This is a genomic window from Corynebacterium sp. HMSC034H07 (assembly GCF_001815175.1).
Classification (GTDB): domain Bacteria; phylum Actinomycetota; class Actinomycetes; order Mycobacteriales; family Mycobacteriaceae; genus Corynebacterium; species Corynebacterium hiratae.
Window position 1 is genome coordinate 43,133 of the sequence record NZ_KV819536.1, and the last position, 16,037, is coordinate 59,169.

Below are 16,037 nucleotides of genomic sequence, written 5' to 3' on the forward strand. Positions count from 1 at the left end.
GGCAAGAGGGGATTGGGGTGCGAAGAACTCAAAACGCACCACTTATCCAAGATGGAGTCCCCCCGAACTTTTGGGCTTTAGAATACCTGATAAGTCGGGAGGATGAGTGGAATCATTCGTAGCGCAGTGCCTCAATCGGGTCCAGCTTCGCGGCCTTGCCCGCGGGGTAGTAGCCAAAGAAGAGGCCAATAGCCAGCGAGAAGAGCAGCGAGAGGATGACCGCCCACAGCGGCGGCGCTACGAGTGAGCCGATGGCGGCCGCGCCCGCCATGCCGGCGGCGGTGCCGATGGCGATGCCGATGAGACCACCGATGAGGCAGACCACGATGGCCTCCGTGATGAACTGGATGCGGATATCGCGGCGGCGTGCGCCAAGCGCCTTACGGATGCCAATCTCACGGGTGCGCTCGGTGACGGTGATGAGCATAATGTTCATCACGCCGATGCCGCCGACGAGCAGCGAGATGCCGCCGATGGCCGCGAGAACCAAGCTCATCGTGGTGAAGATCTGGTTCAAGGATGCGAGGTCATCGCTGAAGTCAGACACCTTCACCATGTAGTCAGGGTTGTCCTCGTAGTAGCTATCGAAGACGCGCTGCAAGTTGCTGGCCACCGCGGCCTTGTCCAAGTCCGGGTTGCCGCGAACGGTGACCTCGCTGAACGCGGTGCCGGCACCGGGGGAATCGGAGAACTCGGCCTCCAGCGGGTAAGGAACGAAGGCGGATTGGCTGGGGCCACCGCCTACAAGAGGGCCGGTTTGCGGTTCTTCAAAAACACCGATGACGGCGAGTTCAATAGGAGAGGCCTCCTGGCTTTCAAAGCTCACGTATTGGCCAATGGCGTCTTCAGGGGCGTCGAAAAGCTTGGTGGCTGTTTCCTTATCCAGCATCGTTACTGCCCGGCTGGAGTCGATATCATCCTCGCTGAGGAAGCGCCCGGCCACGATGGAATAGGAAGAGCCGGAGACATAGTCCGGGTTGGTCGGGCGGACGAGGAGGTTGGCAGTCTCCTCCCCGGACGTGCCCTCGACCACGAGGGTGCCGGAATAGGAGCTGTATTCGCCGATATTGATGCCGGCGATCTGATCCCCCATGACCTCCTTGGCGCGGTCCAGCATGTCCGGGGTGAGCATGGAGGACTCGTCCTCGACAAAGCCGCCGCCCATGAAGGGATCATCGGCTTCTTCCTCTTCGCCCTCCTCAGGGCGCTCCTTGACCTGGACGGTGAAGTTATTGGCGCCGACCTTGTCCAAGTCTTTCTGCACGGAAGCCTGCAAGGAGTGGCCGAGCGTGACGATGGCGATGACCGCGGCGATGCCGATGATGACGCCCAAGAGCGTCAGCGCCGAGCGCATCTTGTTGGTGCGCAGGCTGGTCAGCGCCATCTTGGTGGATTCAGCAAAATTCATGACAACACCCCGTCCTTCATCGTGACGGTGCGGCTGCACTCATCAGCCAATTCCGGGTTGTGGGTAATAAACAAAATGGTCTTTCCATGCGTGCGGTGCAGTTCGTGGAAGAGGTCCATGACCATGCGGCCGGTCTGCGAATCCAGCGCGCCGGTGGGCTCGTCCGCTAGGAGAATCTCCGGCTGGTTGGCCAAGGCGCGGGCCACCGCCACGCGCTGCTTCTGACCACCGGAGAGCTCATTGGGCAGGTGGTTCATGCGGTCGCTCATACCGACCATCTCCAGAAGCTCTTCCGCGCGCTGGGTGCGCTCGTGGGCCGAAACGCCCGCATAGACCATGGGCATCTCCACGTTCTTCAGCGCGGACATGCGGCCGATCAGGTTGAAGTTCTGGAAGATGAAACCAATTTTTTGGCCGCGGAAGGAGGCTAGTTTGTCGTCGCCAAGCGCCAGCGCATCCACGCCTGCCAGCTGGTATTCGCCGGAGGTGGGACGGTCGAGCAAGCCGATGATGTTCATCAGCGTGGATTTGCCGGATCCGGACTGGCCAACGACGGCCACGAACTCGCCCTCCTCCACGCTGAAGTCGAGGCCCGGGATGACGGTCAGCTCGCTGTCGAGGCCCTCGTTGAAGCGTTTGACGATTCCCCGCATCTCAATGAGGCGGCTCATGCGTTCTCTTCCGCAGCATTGGAGCCATCGACGGAGGCGGACATGCCGACCATGTCCTTGTGCGTATCCGCCTGGCTGATGACGGTCTCGCCCTCCTTGAGACCGGAGGAGATGGCGGCGGAGAAATCAGATTCGCTGGCGACCTTGACCTCGCGCGCCTGGATCGTGCCGTTGTCGATGACGAGGACGTTCTTCTTGCCGCTTTCTTCATAGATGGCGGAGAGCGGCACGGTGATGACGTTCTTATCCTTCTTCGTAATGATCTTCACTTTCGTGGTGGAACCGAGGCGCAGCCCCTCGCGGTTGCCATCGACACGGATGTGCACTGGGAATTCGGGCTTGGAGGAGCCAGTTGGTTTGCCGGAGCCGCCGCCTGCGCCAGCCTCGACATCGGGCTGCTCAGCGGTGGGGGAGATGAAGGTGACCTTGCCTTTGTATTCCTTGCCGGGGCTCGACGGCGAGGTGAACGAAACTTCATCGCCGACCTTGATGCGGGCGATATCGCCCTCCTTGACCGTGGATTTCACCAACAGGGAGGAGTCATCCGCCACGGTGAGGATGGGGCCTTCGGCGGGCATGCCGGCTTCGCCATTGACGGCGGTAATGACTCCCGCCAGCGGGGAGCGCAGGTCGGCCTGGGAGAGCCGGTACTCCAGTGGCCCATTTTCCTTGGCGTTGTTCGCGCTTGCCGACGCCGCCGATTCCACCGCGTGGTTCACCGCCTGGGACTGGGAGGAAATCTGCTGTTCGATGGCGAGGTTGCTGGCTTGCAGCGCGCGTTCGGCATCGGCAACCGCTTGGTAGGAGGCGGCGGTGGCGCGCTGTTGTTCGCCTAGCTCGCGGTCGATGCCGCGGAGGACGCGACCATAGGATTCCTCGGACTGCTTGAGCTGGCGCTCGGAGTCCTGCACGGCCTCATCGGAATCGAGGTAGCTCAAGAAAGCGCTGGCGGTGTTGATTCCGGAAGGATCCTCGGTGGCGGTGCCGAGGGAGGCCAGTGCGGACTGGAAAGACTTGGACTCGGCATCGCGCACCCCGGAGCGTGCTTGTTCGACGGCGGCGCGGGCCTCGGCAATTTCGGGGCGGTCGCCCTTGGCGGCGAGGGCATCGTCGAGCTTGCGCTGCGCCTCGGCGTACTCGGTCTGCGCCGAGTTCACGGCGGACTGGGCGCTGTTGACCTCGGGGTTGAGGCCTTGGTCGAGGGAATCCTGAAGCTGGCGCAGCTGGAGCTGGGCATCCTCGATTTGGTGGACGGCCTCGAGCTTGCTGGCCTCCTGGGAGGTGCGCTGGGCCTCGAGCTCGCGCTCGGTTTCGGTGGTGTCCATGCGGCCGAGCAACTGTTGGGCTTCGACGCGATCGCCCACCTTCGCGTCTAAAGACTGGATGGGGCCGGTCAGCGAGGTGGTCAGTGAGAGTTCGCGCTCGGCAGAAACCGTTCCGGAGGCGGAGACGGAACTGATCAGGTCTTCTTTGGTGGTTTTCGTGACATCGGTTGCGGTGAGCTGAATATCGGAAGACCCACTGGTTAGTGCGTACATTCCACCGCCGCCTGCGAGGAGAACCGCAGCGATAGCGCCAGCAGTGATGCCGAGAGCTTTCTTATTCATGAATCCCTTACTGTCAGGTTAACGCCGTCATTGAAATCGGGTTCAGATTAACTCTCGGGCATGTGTCTTGTCATGCGCAGTGGGGGGAATATAGGAGGTAGATCAGGGTCTACCCTTAGATGGTGCGAGGCTATGAGGTCTGGTGACGTTTCGATCAATTAAGGTCCCGAAAATGGGTGATTTTCTGCCACTATTTGATCGAAACGTATGTGGCATCTGACTTTTAGAAGGGCACATCGATGTAGATCTCCTCCGCCTTCGGCAAAGGCGGCAGTTTGGGTAGCTGATCGAGACCCTCCTGGACTTCCGGCGGGAGGGGAATCTGCGGAGGCTCGGGCAGTTCTAGCTTGGGTTTGGGCCGCTGCGGTGGGGCCGGGCGTGGCGCCGGTGCTGGTGCGGGCGCTGGCGCGCGGACGGTGACGGTTTCTACTTCGACGCGTGGCGTGGGTGTTTCGGCTACTACGGGTGCGGGAGCTGGTGCTTCGGCCGTAGGTTCCGGTTCAGCCGGAGCTGGCGCGATGGAGGTGGTGTCACCCAAGCGGTTGACCGGCTGGGGTACCGCATCAGGCTTCCAGGAAGGCAGCTGGGCCGAGGTGGTGGGGTTGGGCTCGGCTCGCGGAGCAGGTTCTGCCTGCGTGGCAGCGCAGGCAGAAAGCGGAAGGCAAGCAAAAATGACAAGAATACGGCGCGATGCCATGGGAATCCCCCTTAAGTAGTGCCTCCCACAGCGCACCCCAGCGCTTAATTAAAGAAAGGCAGAATCAACAGTGTGCTGCCAGCATAGCGTTCCCATGGCGGGTGCGCAGCGCGAGCGCGCTCAGGGTGCTCGCGAGGTGGTGGAGAGGAGGCTGCAAGACACGAGGGGACTCCAACTTTTGTATAGGGCTAAAACCGATACAATGTGGGCTATGCCTAACTCCAGCCAGCTAAACCAGCAGAATACGTCCCAGTCCGCCGAGTGGTTCGAGCGCGCCACCAAGGTCACCCCGGGCGGTGTGAATTCCCCGGTCCGCGCCTTCGGATCCGTGGGCGGCCAAGCCCGCGTTATCGCTCGCGGTGAGGGCTCCCGCCTTTGGGATATCGACGGCAACGAGTACGTCGACCTGGTCAGCTCCTATGGCCCGATGATCCACGGCAATGCCCACCCGGCCATCGTGGAGGCAGTGCAGAAGGCGGCTGCCGACGGCCTCTCCTTCGGTGCCCCGACCGAGGGCGAGACGCTGTTGGCGGAGCACATCGTCAAGCGCACCGCCGTGGAGCAGGTGCGCCTGGTCAACTCCGGTACCGAGGCCACCATGTCCGCCGTGCGCCTGGCCCGCGGTTTTACCGGCCGCGCCAAGGTCCTGAAGTTTGAAGGCTGCTACCACGGCCACGTGGATGCGCTGTTGGCGTCGGCTGGCTCCGGCGTGGCCACCTTCGCGCTCCCGGATTCCCCGGGCGTAACCGGCGCTTCGGCCGCAGATACCATCGTTGTCCCTTACAACGATCTCGACGCCGTCCGCGAGGCCTTTGCCGCGCACCCGGGAGAGATCGCCTGCATTATCGCGGAAGCAGCCGCCGGCAACATGGGCACCGTGGCCCCGGAGGAGGGCTTCAACGCCGCGCTCAAGGAGATCGCGCATGCCGACGGCGCCCTGCTGATCCTCGACGAAGTCATGACCGGCTTCCGTACCTCCTACAAGGGTTGGTTCGGCGTCGATGAGGTAGCGGGTGACCTGGTGACCTTCGGCAAGGTGGTCTCCGGTGGTCTGCCCGCAGCTGCCTTCGGCGGTCGCGCCGACGTCATGGCCTCGCTGGCACCGTCCGGTCCTGTCTACCAGGCGGGCACGCTGTCCGGTAACCCGGTGGCGATGGCCTCCGGTCTGGCTTCCCTGGAACTGGCCAACGAAGAGCTGTACCCGCGCCTGCAGGCCAACGCGGACCGCCTGACCGGCCTCATCACCGAGGCACTGAGCGCCGCCGGAGTGGCACACCACATCCAGCGCGCGGAGACGATGTTCTCCATCCGCTTCGCCGAGGGCCAGGGCCGTAACTTCGCCGATATGCAGGCAGCCGATACCTGGCGTTTCGCTCCCTTCTTCCACGCACTGCTGGAAGGCGGCGTGTACGTTCCGCCGTCAGCCTTCGAGACCTGGTTTGTCTCTGACGCGCTCACGGACAATGATTTTGAGGTAATCGAGGCAGCTCTCAAGCCTGCCGCCCAGGCCGCTGCCAGCGCGCAGCGCCCGCAATAAACCAACCATGTTGAGGGGATAGACACAGGCATATGTCCACCACCATCGTCCACTTCGTCCGCCACGGCGAGGTTTATAACCCGGATAAGATCCTCTACGGGCGCATCCCGGGCTATCACTTGTCCTCCCGTGGGCATTCCATGGCCGCACGCACGGCGAAAGCCTTCGAAGGCCATGACGTGACCTACCTGGCGGCCTCGCCGTTGCAGCGCGCGCAGGAAACCGCGATGCCGATTGCGAAGGTGACGGGCTTGGAGGTGGACGTCGACAAGGGCGTCATCGAGTCCGGTAACCGCTTTGAGGGCCTGCGCACCAAGGGCTGGAACTCGCAGCTGTGGAACCCGCAGCGCTGGCCGCTCATGGTCAACCCGCTCAAGCCCTCGTGGGGCGAGCCTTTCGAGGAGATCGCCGCGCGCATGATGGATGCCGCCGAGCGTGCCCGCGCTAAGGCTGAGGGACACGAGGCCATTGTGGTCTCCCACCAGCTGCCCATCGTCATGGTGCAGCGCACCGTGCTGGGCAAGCGCCTGGCCCACGCGCCGTGGGACCGCGAATGCGACCTGGCCTCGGTGACCTCGCTGGTCTACCGCGACCGCGAGATCATCGATATCTTCTACTCCGAACCAGCGCAGGACATCTAATGGTGCGCAGAACTATCCGCGCCGCCGTGGCCGGTGTCGTTGCTGCGCTTGCCTTGGCTGGCTGCGCGCAGAGCGAGGAGAACGCGCAGAACGCCGTGGCTTCCGGCGGCACCTTCGAGTTCATCTCGCCCGGCGGGCAGACCACCATCCGCTATGCGGAGGAAGACCGCAAGCCGCTCAAGGATTTCTCCGGTGAGGACCTGCGGGATGAGTCCACGACGATCAAGCTTTCGGATTTCAAAGACCAGATCGTCGTCCTCAACTCCTGGGGTCAGTGGTGCGCGCCGTGCCGCTCCGAATCGGATGACCTCCAGGCCATCCACGCGGAGCTGCAAAAGCGCAAGGTCGGCACCGTACTGGGTATTAACGTCAAGGACTTCAACCCGGAGATCTCCCGGGACTTTATGGCCGATAACGGCCTAGAGTACCCCTCCATCTACGACCCGCCCTTCAAGACGGCTGCGGCCCTCGGCGGCGTGCCCACCTCCGTGGTGCCCACCACCATTGTTCTGGATAAGCAGCACCGCCCCGCCGCGGTCTTCCTGACCGAGATCACGGAAAAGGATGTCCTCGAGGTCGTCGACGAACTGGAGAAAGAACAGTGATCCTTGCCGCTGACGGTATGGGGCAAAGCTTCGCCGATGCCGCCGTGTCCGGCCCGCTCCTGATCGGAGTGCTCGCCGCGGCCGTGGCCGGATTGGTCTCCTTCGCCTCACCCTGTGTGGTTCCACTGGTTCCTGGCTATATCTCTTACCTCGCCTCCGTGGTCGGCGGTGAGGTGAGCTATGACGAGGAGTTGGGGGTGGGCGTCGGCAAGCGCCGGCGTTGGGCCGTCGTCGGTGCCGCAGCACTCTTCGTGCTGGGCTTTACCGTCGTTTTCGTCCTAGCCACCGTGTCAGTCTTCGGCGCCATTTCGGCGCTGACGCTCAACGCGGATACCCTCATGCGCGCCGGCGGTGTCATCACCATCCTCATGGGTGTGGTGTTCATGGGCGTGGTGCCGGTACTACAGAAGGACACGCGCATGGCGCCGCGGCGCTGGACCACGTGGCTGGGCGCGCCGCTGCTCGGCGGGGTTTTCGCCCTGGGCTGGACCCCGTGCTTGGGCCCCACGCTGGCTGCCATCCTGTCTGTCTCCGCCGGCACCGAGGGAACCACCGCGCTGCGCGGCACCATCCTCATTATTGGCTACTGCCTGGGCCTGGGCCTGCCCTTCTTGCTCGTGGCACTGGGCTCCGCTAAGGCCATGCGCACCGTGACCTGGATGCGGGAGCACTCCCGGACCATCCAGATTCTCGGGGGCATCGCCATGATCCTCGTCGGCCTGGCGCTGCTGACCGGGCTGTGGGGAGATTTCATCAACGCCATCCGCCAGTGGACCGTGTCCTATGGCGCGACGCTGCTGTAAAGGAGATTTTTCGTGAGATATATCCGCAAGGCCTGGCACTGGCTGACCAGCATGCGCACCGCGCTGGCGCTGCTCTTCTTGCTGGCCATCGCCGCCATTCCCGGATCGCTCCTGCCGCAGCGCTCGCTCAATGAATCTAACGTCAACGACTTCATTGAGACCAACGGCAAGGTGGCGGAGATCTACGACAAGCTGCAGCTTTTCGACGTCTTCTCCTCCGTCTGGTTCCAGGCCATCTACGTCCTGCTCATGATTTCTCTGGTGGGCTGCATCATCCCGCGCTCCTGGGATCACTACCAGGCCTACCGCACACCGCCGACGCGCGCGCCGAAGTATCTGGAAAAGATGCCGCTCAACGCCACCGGGCATTCGGAAAAGTCCCCGGAGGAGATCGCAGCGGCCACCACAACCATGCTGAAGAAGTGGCGGGTCTCCGAGGTCTCGCCCGAGAAGGACCGCGCGGGTGCGCAATCCTTCTCCGCGGAGCGCGGCTATGCCCGCGAGCTGTGCAACCTCATCTTCCACATCGCGTTGGTGGCAATCTTGCTCACCATGGCAGCCGGGCGCCTGGTGCACTACGAGGGACAGGTCATCGTGGTCACGGAGAAGAACTCCCAGGGGCAGACCCAAGAGCAGGCGCAATCCACGGAGTTCTGCAACACCTCCACCTCCGTCTATGACTCCTTCCGCGCCGGCCCGCTATTCGACGGCACCGGCCTGCACCCCTTCTGCTTCTTGGCCCACGACTTCACCGCGGACTACCTGCCCAATGGCCAGGCGGAGATGTTCACCTCGAACGTGTCCTATGCCGCCGGCGACGACATCTTCACGGACCCGGAGACCTGGGAGGACTACCAGCTGCAGGTCAACCACCCGCTGCGTATTGAGAGCAACCGCGTTTACCTGCAGGGTCACGGCTTTGCGCCGACCATGACGGTGGAGTGGCCCAACGGTGAAAAGCGCACGCAGACCATCCAGTTCCAGCCCACAGACACCACGTTTTTCCTCTCCGAAGGCGTGATGCGTTTCGATCCTCCGGCGGGCATGTACCCGGATCTGTTTGAGCGCCGCCAAAACCAGATCGCCATCCAGGGCCTGTTTGCCCCGACCGCCGAGTGGTCCGGCGAGAGCGGCAAGCTGCTGCAATCCTCCTACCCGGCGATGCTCGATCCTGCCGTGGCCATCGATATCTACCGCGGCGATGCCGGCCTGGACACGGGTACCCCGCAGTCCTTCTTCTCCCTCGATTCCAACCTGGTCCACACGGGCCAGCTGCAGAGGATCGACCGCGTCAACCTGAACCAGGGTGAATCGGTCACGCTGGACGACGGCACGAAGATCACCTTCGACGGTGCCTCCGAGTTTGCGAACTACCAGGTTTCCTATGACCCCTTCCAGAGCTGGGTTCTCGTGTCCGCGCTGGTCATGCTGGTATCCCTGGTTGGCTCGCTGGTGATCAAGCGCCGCCGCGTGTGGGTGCGCATCCGGCCGGGGGCCAATGGTGGCACCGATATTGAGATGGGCGGTCTTGCCCGCACCGACCGCGCGGGCTGGTCTGAGGAATTCCATGAGCTTCACCGCGAGCTCCTGGAACTGCCGGATCCCGATGAGGTGGAGGAGGACGAACTCTACTCCGCCGACTAAAGGTGAGAAAGCTATCCGTCAAAAGTTGGATACTCCCGCTGAAGGGGGGTACTCTGATGAGCACCATAAATCTCTCCGCTCATGCAGCCTCGTGCGTGAAGCACGGTGTAGGCACGATTGTGAAGGCAAGGTTTCCCACTCATGCAGGTTGATCAAAATCTGTCCAACTTTTCCGACATCGCGGTGCAAACCGCGTTCGTCGTTTATGCTCTCGCCTTGGTGTTGTCCCTGGTCTACTACGGCCGGATGCACAGCATCATCGAGGCGATGCGCTCCCGCACGACTGCTGTGGCGCAGCAGCGCGAACTCGCTAGCGTGGGGGCCTCGGCAGACAGTGCCGCGCTTGGCGACGTCCCCCCGACAGCCAGCACTGGCCCCGATGCTGACCTAGACGCGGATCTGTCGAAGAAGCGGGAGAACGCCGACAAGCTCGGCGGCATGACGCAGATGCTCCTGTGGTTGGGTATCGCCTTACACTTGGCGGCCATTGTGCTGCGCGGCCTGGCCACGGGGCGTTTCCCGTTTGGCAACCTCTACGAGTACGTGCTCATGGTGACCGCCGGCGCCATGGTGGTGGCGACCATCGCCATGCAGCGCAAGGAATGGCGCACTCTGTGGCCGTGGCTGCTCACGCCGATTCTGGCGCTGATGTTCTACGGCTCCACCAAGCTCTATGCGGAATCCGCTCCGGTGGTTCCGGCACTCCAGTCTCACTGGCTGCCCATCCACGTCACTGTGGTCTCGTTGGGTGCGTCCATCGGCGTGGTCTCCGGTATCGCTTCTTTGCTCAGCGTGCTGCGTGAGTTCCAGCCGAAGGGCAGTGAGTCCGGTTTCTTTGGTGCGCTTGCCCGCCCGCTTCCTTCTGCTAAGAAGTTGGACCGCTTGGCCTACCGCTTGGGCGTGGTGACGCTGCCGACTCTGGGCCTGGGTATTGTACTGGGCGCTATTTGGGCCGAGTCCACATGGGGACGCTACTGGGGCTGGGACCCGAAGGAGACCGTATCCTTCGCCACCTGGATCCTCTACGCCGCCTACCTGCACGCCCGCGCGACGCCGGCCTTCCGCAAGGCCGCGCCGTATATCAACATCGCGGCGATGCTGCTCATGATCTTCAACCTGTTCTTCATCAACATGGTTGTCTCCGGCCTGCACTCCTATGCGGGGCTGAACTAAATGGCGGATACCCCTAAGCCGCGGCACAAACAGGGCAAGCCGGCGGGCGATAACCCGCAGCTCATCGCTCTCGGTGAGGGCTTTGCGCAGCGCCGCCGAGAACTCGGTATCTTGCAGCAGGAGCTGGCTGAGAAGGCCGGGATTTCGCGCTCCACGCTGCACACCATCGAGCACGGCGGCTCTGGCGTGCGCTGGGAAAAGGTGATTGCGGTGGCTGAGGCCCTCGGCCTTGAGATGACCTTCGAGCCGAAGGCTTAGGCTTCGTCGGCTTTATTGTCTTTGTCCTCGGGGGCCTTGGGTTTCTGGGAACCTTGTGAACCCTGTGAGCGACGGCGGCGCTCTTCTTCTTGGCGCTCTGCCTCCCGCTCCCTGGCGCGGCGCTCTTTGAAGCGCTGCTTCTCTAGGTTCCACAGGAACTCTTCGTCATCGTCTGGGCCCTTGATTGCGGGGCGCTGCGGCTGCTGTGTCTGCTGCACCTTCTTATTCCAACTCGACGGACCAAAGGCCTTCCATACGAGGACCGCCGCGAGGACAAACAAGAGTAGTAGTATCAATCGACCCATGCGTTGTATTCTACGGAATGCCCGCAAAGCAAAAGTGAGAATTATGAGTCAGACAGAAAACACCATCAACACCTCGCAGAACCCCGAACCACCCCAGCCGGATCCGGCCCTCAAGCGCCGCTCCCGCGTCGCTTTGTGGAAGTACGGGGCTGCCCGCGTGGTGCTGTTCATTGTGCTCACCGCGGTGATTCAGCTGCTGGCCATGGCGGTTCTCGGGACCTTTCCGCTGCTGGTCTCCGCCCTGTTGGCGTTGTTTGTGGCGCTGCCGCTGTCCATGCTGATCTTCTCCACGTGGCGCATGGAAGCCACTCAGACGCTGGCGGAGTACTCCGCGCAGCGCAAGGCCCACAAGAAGTGGGTCCAAGAGGAGCTGGCTGGCCGCTAAATCGGTGGTTAAACCAGAGCCAGCGCTACAGCGTTGATAACCGCCCACACCAGCATCGCGCGGCCGGCCATGCCAAGTACTGGGATGAGTTTCGGGCCGCGTGCGCCGCGGTTGACGGTGCGGATAGCACCCAGCGCGAGGGGGAAGTAGAGCAGCGAAGCGAGCGCGGCCCAGGAATCGAAGGCTAGGCCGATGGTGAGTAGTACCGGCAGCAGCAAGAGGGTCATGAATAGCGTGCGGGACTTTTTATCACCCAGGCGCACCGCCAAAGTGATCTTGCCGGTGGACTTATCGGAGGGGATGTCCCGGATGTTATTGGCCAGGTTTACCGCCGCACTCATACCGCCGATACCCACGGCTAAGGCAAGGCCTGTCCACGTGATGCGGCCGGCCTGTGTGTACTCGGTACCTAGGACCGCGACGAGTCCGAAGAACACGAAAACGGCGATTTCCCCGAACCCGCGGTAGCCGTAGGGGTTCTTGCCACCGGTGTAGAACCAGGCACCGGCGATACACACGGCGCCGACGAGGATGAACGAGGCGGCGTTGGCAGCTAGGGAGAGTGAGATGCCCGCGATAGCCGCCACGCCGAAGGAGGCGAAGGCGGCGAACTTGACGTGTTGCGGTTTGGCCAGCCCGCCGCCGGTAAGCCGCTGGGGGCCGGTGCGGTCATCATCGGTGCCGCGGATGCCATCGGAGTAGTCGTTGGCGTAGTTCACGCCGATGATAAGAGCCCAGGCCACGATGAGTGCCAGCAATGCGCGTCCCCAGTGCAGACCGTGGGCCGCGGCGGCGGCACCGGTACCAGCGATAACAGGAGCAAAAGCATTGGCCCAGGTGTGCGGGCGAGCACCCTGGAGCCAATCGGCAGGAGTGGCGGAATAGGCAGACATGCTCACTATTGTGCCACTGGTGTGGTGTGCTGCGGCAATGAGCTGGTGCGTTGGCGAAAGCGGTAGATGATGAGCACTGCAACGAAAATAACGGCATTGGTGACTGTCATTGCGGCAGAGGTAGCCGCGTCAAGGACATAGGCAACCCAAAATCCCACGACCGCGCTGATAGCGGCAACGCCACAGGCGGTCAACACCAGCGTGGGCACGCGCTGAGTAAGCAGCCGCGCGGTCATCGTCGGGAATACCATGAGAGCGATGACCAGCATGGCACCGGCAGCGTGAAAGGCGGCGGTGGCGGTGCAGGCAACCACGGTCATAAATATGATGTGAAGAACGCGCGTGGGCACCCCGCGTGCGGCACAAAAATCGGCGTCAAAAGTCGTGGCGGATAAACGCGGCAGTGTAAGGGCGAGGAAGAGAGCATTGATACCCAGCACTGCGGCCATGATGTAGCAATAGTTGGGATTGGAGAAGGCCGCGAGGTTGAGATCACCGACGAGAACGGCGTGGACATCAAGGTGCACGTGGCTCATGTGCGTAGAAATCAGGATGACTCCGGCGGCAAACAGGGCGGGAAAGACCAATCCGAGGGCGGAATCAGCAGTCACCAGCGGGCTGCGCTGTAGTGCGTCAGTTCCCAACGCCACCACCAAGGCGCCAGCGGCCGCGGTAACGAGCAAGATGGGTGAATCTAGATCTGCGGTAAAGAGGTAGCCGACGGCAATTCCGGGAAGGACGGCATGGCCGATGCCGTCGATAAGCATGGCCTGGCCTTTGAGGACAACAAAGGTGCCGGGGATAGCACAGGCCAAGGCCGTCAGAACGGCAAGGAGACAAGCGGTCGCGGCGAGGGTCATGAGGCTAGCTTTCTACTGGTGAGGCTGATAGTGACGAGCGCCGCCTGAGCCAGGACGATGACCGGACCGGTGGGCAGCGGGCCGTGCGCAATGGAGACATAGCAGCCGAGAGCAGCGGTGGCCGCGCCGAAGAACCCGGAGAGCGCGATGAAAGGTAGCAAGCGCGTGGTCCAGGGGCGGGCAGCGGCGGCAGGGCTGATGACCACGGCGACCATGAGCACTACGCCGACGACTTTGACGCCGAGCACCGTGATGGCGGTGAGGGCGAAGAAACTAGCCGCGTTGAGGAACGAGGTGCGGATGCCGGCTACCTGGGCAAAACTTGAATCAAAAGTGACTGCGGCCTGCCGGGTGTGAATGAGGAAAAGAAAAAGCAGCACGCAGCCACCGATGATGAGTGTGGACCGTACATCCGCGCGAGTGAGCGTGGAGGCATTTCCCAGCAAATAATCCTGGATTCCGGCCTTGCCAGGCAATGGTCGGCGGGAAATATACTGCATGAGCAGCATTCCCACCGAGAAAAATGTGGTTAGCGTGGCCGCCATCGCAGTGGTTTGCCCCAGGGGAGTTAACCGCGGGATGAGGTGAATGCACCCCACCGCGAGGGTTCCGGTGAGCAGGGCGCCGCAAGAAAGAAGCCAGACATTTCGCCCGTCCCAGCCAATGGCGGTGGCCACGAGGAAGGCGGTGAGCAGTCCAGGCAGGGAAGAATGCGAGATGGCATCGGCCAGCAGGCTGGTGCGGCGAACATATACCAGTGGGCCTAGCGCGCCAGCGCAGCCACCGATGAGCACGGTGCCCAGGAGTGCCTGGGTATAGGTGTAGTTCTGAAGAAGCTCGAGTGGGTTCATGATGGCAGGGAAAACATGTCGGCAATGGCGGACTCGGTAAGTACCTGCTCGGTGGGGCCAGCAGCAATGAGCCGGCCGTGGCCGACCATGAGGACCTCATCGCAAAAGTCGGCGACCTCCGCCAGGTTGTGATGCACCAGCAGGATGGTCACGCCGTTCTCGCGCAGTTCCTTGAGTACATCCATGATGGCGCGCTGACTCGCGGCATCGACACCAGCGAAGGGCTCGTCGAGGATGATGAATTCCGGCTCGCTAACGAGCGTGCGCGCCAACAACACGCGCTGGCGCTGACCACCAGACAGGGCGGAAATCGGCAGCTGCGCGTGTGCCTGCATTCCGGTGCGCGCAAGTGCTGCGTGGGCGGCGTCTTTGTCAGCGCGGCTGGGCCACTGCCACCAGCGCAGCCCGGCGGTGCGGCCCATCAGGGCGATGTCGAAGGCGGTGGCAGGGTAATTCCAGTCGATATCCGCATGTTGTGGCATATATCCGAGCCGCTGCCGAAAATGTGCCAGATCGACGCCATCGAAGGTCATCGACCCGCAGGCTAGAGGCGGAAGGAGCCCTACCAGCGTGCGGACCAGAGTAGACTTTCCCGACCCGTTCGCACCCACCAGCCCGGTGATAGTCGCGGGGGTGAGGGTGAAGGAGGCGTCGTGAAGCACCGGCGTGCGGGGATAGCCGGCGGTGAGGTTTCCTACGCTGAGCATTAGCTTAGTGCTTTCGCCACGGCGCTAGCGTTATGTTCGAAGGCTCCGAGGTAGGTATCGGTTGGGGCTTCCGGGCCGAGGGTATCGGCAAAGAGCTCTTCATCCGAGATGGTGACGGTCCAGTTGCGGGTTTCTACGGCTTCCTTGAGAGAAGTGATGGCCTGTGGGTTCGCCTGGTTATCTTGGAAGATAACGGGGACCTTCTTCTCCGCGATCGTATCCGCGAGCTCGGAGATCTCAGTGGCGGACTTGGTGGCTTCGGTGGTCACGAAGTCGGTGGCTTGGACTTCAAAGTCGAAGGTCTTGCCGAAGTAGTTGAAGGCGTCATGGCCGGTGATAAGAACGCGCGGGGAGGCGCTTTCGAGTTCCTTAGCGGCCTTGTCGTGCGCGGCTGCAATCTTGTCTTCATAAGCATCGGCGGCCGCGGCATAGTCTTCGGCATTGTCAGAGTCGATTTCGCCGAGTTTGGTGCCGATATGATCGACGACCTGGCTCCACAGCTCGGGGCTATTCCAGATGTGCGGGTCGTAGAGTTTTTCGCCCTTGTCACCTTGCTCGGGCCACGGCAGAAGGTCAGCAGTATCGAGCTGTTCGCCGACAGCTAGCTGCTTTTCACCGAGGGAGGAGAGCTGGTCCACCATTTGCGCCTCGAGGTGAAGGCCATTCCAGAGGACGAGGTCGGCATCCTGCATCTTTTCAATATCGCGCGTGGTGGGCTGGTAGGTGTGTGGATCGCCGCCGGGGCCGACCATGGTGGTGATGTCGGCGTCCGGGGCGATATTGGCGGCCGCATCAGCCAAGTAACCGGTCGTGGCGAAGATCGTCAGGTTATCGTTCTGGGCTTCGGTGGAGTCGCTGCTGGTGCAGGCGCTCAGCGTGCTTGCGACCACGAGGGAAGCGAGGGGAAGCGCAATAAGTTTCTTCACGGGAAACCTCTCTTATTAAAAGTGAATGTCGATGTTCAATGGATTGAACTTGAAAGAGCATAAGTG

General features: G+C 62.3%; 18 protein-coding genes. 8 read left to right on the plus strand and 10 right to left on the minus strand.

Annotated elements, in window-relative coordinates; all coding sequences use genetic code 11:
• Positions 1-112: 112 nt before the first annotated feature.
• The 4 genes from HMPREF3009_RS09000 to HMPREF3009_RS09015 form a co-directional block, all read right to left on the minus strand.
• A complete protein-coding gene (locus tag HMPREF3009_RS09000; protein WP_070516494.1) occupies positions 113-1,408 on the minus strand; it encodes an ABC transporter permease in 1,296 nt (431 codons plus the stop codon).
• Positions 1,405-2,079: an ABC transporter ATP-binding protein gene (locus tag HMPREF3009_RS09005; protein WP_070513416.1), complete on the minus strand. Its 675-nt coding sequence runs from the start codon at positions 2,077-2,079 to the stop codon at positions 1,405-1,407. The genes HMPREF3009_RS09000 and HMPREF3009_RS09005 overlap by 4 nt, the downstream gene beginning before the upstream one ends.
• Positions 2,076-3,686, minus strand: a complete 1,611-nt coding sequence (locus tag HMPREF3009_RS09010) for a permuted SH3 domain-containing protein (RefSeq protein ID WP_070516492.1) — start codon at positions 3,684-3,686, stop codon at positions 2,076-2,078. The genes HMPREF3009_RS09005 and HMPREF3009_RS09010 overlap by 4 nt, the downstream gene beginning before the upstream one ends.
• A gap of 223 nt (positions 3,687-3,909) precedes the next feature.
• Positions 3,910-4,383: a hypothetical protein gene (locus tag HMPREF3009_RS09015; RefSeq protein ID WP_010189769.1), complete on the minus strand. Its 474-nt coding sequence runs from the start codon at positions 4,381-4,383 to the stop codon at positions 3,910-3,912.
• A gap of 202 nt (positions 4,384-4,585) precedes the next feature.
• Here HMPREF3009_RS09015 and hemL point away from each other — a divergent pair, with 202 nt between their 5' ends.
• The 7 genes from hemL to HMPREF3009_RS09050 all read left to right on the plus strand — a co-directional run bounded on the left by hemL (position 4,586) and on the right by HMPREF3009_RS09050 (position 11,044).
• Positions 4,586-5,920: a glutamate-1-semialdehyde 2,1-aminomutase gene (hemL, locus tag HMPREF3009_RS09020; RefSeq protein ID WP_046647792.1), complete on the plus strand. Its 1,335-nt coding sequence runs from the start codon at positions 4,586-4,588 to the stop codon at positions 5,918-5,920.
• Between the two features lie 32 nt (positions 5,921-5,952).
• A complete protein-coding gene (locus HMPREF3009_RS09025) occupies positions 5,953-6,561 on the plus strand; it encodes a histidine phosphatase family protein (RefSeq protein ID WP_049154850.1) in 609 nt (202 codons plus the stop codon).
• A complete protein-coding gene (locus HMPREF3009_RS09030; RefSeq protein WP_070681469.1) occupies positions 6,561-7,166 on the plus strand; it encodes a TlpA disulfide reductase family protein in 606 nt (201 codons plus the stop codon). The genes HMPREF3009_RS09025 and HMPREF3009_RS09030 overlap by 1 nt, the downstream gene beginning before the upstream one ends.
• A gap of 17 nt (positions 7,167-7,183) precedes the next feature.
• Positions 7,184-7,969, plus strand: coding sequence for a cytochrome c biogenesis CcdA family protein (locus HMPREF3009_RS09035; protein WP_046647905.1), 786 nt, complete (start codon positions 7,184-7,186; stop codon positions 7,967-7,969).
• A gap of 12 nt (positions 7,970-7,981) precedes the next feature.
• Positions 7,982-9,613 carry a cytochrome c biogenesis protein ResB gene (locus tag HMPREF3009_RS09040; protein ID WP_070681472.1) on the plus strand — a complete coding sequence of 544 codons (1,632 nt, stop codon included), beginning with the start codon at positions 7,982-7,984 and terminating at the stop codon, positions 9,611-9,613.
• Positions 9,614-9,754: 141 nt separating this feature from the next.
• A complete protein-coding gene (gene ccsB / locus HMPREF3009_RS09045) occupies positions 9,755-10,786 on the plus strand; it encodes a c-type cytochrome biogenesis protein CcsB (protein ID WP_049154848.1) in 1,032 nt (343 codons plus the stop codon).
• Positions 10,787-11,044, plus strand: a complete 258-nt coding sequence (locus HMPREF3009_RS09050) for a helix-turn-helix domain-containing protein (protein ID WP_046647787.1) — start codon at positions 10,787-10,789, stop codon at positions 11,042-11,044.
• On the opposite strand, the gene HMPREF3009_RS09055 is transcribed toward HMPREF3009_RS09050, so the two are convergent.
• On the minus strand, positions 11,041-11,349 hold the full coding sequence (locus tag HMPREF3009_RS09055; RefSeq protein WP_049154847.1) for a hypothetical protein: 309 nt from the start codon (positions 11,347-11,349) through the stop codon (positions 11,041-11,043). The two genes, HMPREF3009_RS09050 and HMPREF3009_RS09055, sit on opposite strands and share 4 nt — an antisense overlap.
• A gap of 43 nt (positions 11,350-11,392) precedes the next feature.
• Between HMPREF3009_RS09055 and HMPREF3009_RS09060 the strand changes: the two genes are divergently transcribed.
• On the plus strand, positions 11,393-11,734 hold the full coding sequence (locus tag HMPREF3009_RS09060; protein WP_070681474.1) for a DUF4229 domain-containing protein: 342 nt from the start codon (positions 11,393-11,395) through the stop codon (positions 11,732-11,734).
• An 8-nt stretch (positions 11,735-11,742) separates the two neighbouring features.
• Here HMPREF3009_RS09060 and HMPREF3009_RS09065 read toward each other — a convergent pair whose 3' ends face one another.
• The 5 genes from HMPREF3009_RS09065 to HMPREF3009_RS09085 are packed head-to-tail and all read right to left on the minus strand — an operon-like array spanning position 11,743 to position 15,971.
• A complete protein-coding gene (locus tag HMPREF3009_RS09065; protein ID WP_070681478.1) occupies positions 11,743-12,627 on the minus strand; it encodes a 1,4-dihydroxy-2-naphthoate polyprenyltransferase in 885 nt (294 codons plus the stop codon).
• A 5-nt stretch (positions 12,628-12,632) separates the two neighbouring features.
• Entirely contained in the window at positions 12,633-13,487 is an 855-nt protein-coding gene (locus HMPREF3009_RS09070; protein ID WP_010189755.1) for a metal ABC transporter permease, read from the minus strand.
• On the minus strand, positions 13,484-14,338 hold the full coding sequence (locus HMPREF3009_RS09075; protein ID WP_010189752.1) for a metal ABC transporter permease: 855 nt from the start codon (positions 14,336-14,338) through the stop codon (positions 13,484-13,486). The genes HMPREF3009_RS09070 and HMPREF3009_RS09075 overlap by 4 nt, the downstream gene beginning before the upstream one ends.
• Positions 14,335-15,045, minus strand: a complete 711-nt coding sequence (locus tag HMPREF3009_RS09080) for a metal ABC transporter ATP-binding protein (protein WP_046647782.1) — start codon at positions 15,043-15,045, stop codon at positions 14,335-14,337. The genes HMPREF3009_RS09075 and HMPREF3009_RS09080 overlap by 4 nt, the downstream gene beginning before the upstream one ends.
• The gene (locus HMPREF3009_RS09085; RefSeq protein WP_010189749.1) at positions 15,045-15,971 is read right to left on the minus strand and encodes a metal ABC transporter substrate-binding protein; all 927 of its coding nucleotides are present in this window, start codon (positions 15,969-15,971) and stop codon (positions 15,045-15,047) included. Before HMPREF3009_RS09085 ends, HMPREF3009_RS09080 begins: the two co-directional genes overlap by 1 nt.
• Between the last annotated feature and the right edge of the window lie 66 nt (positions 15,972-16,037).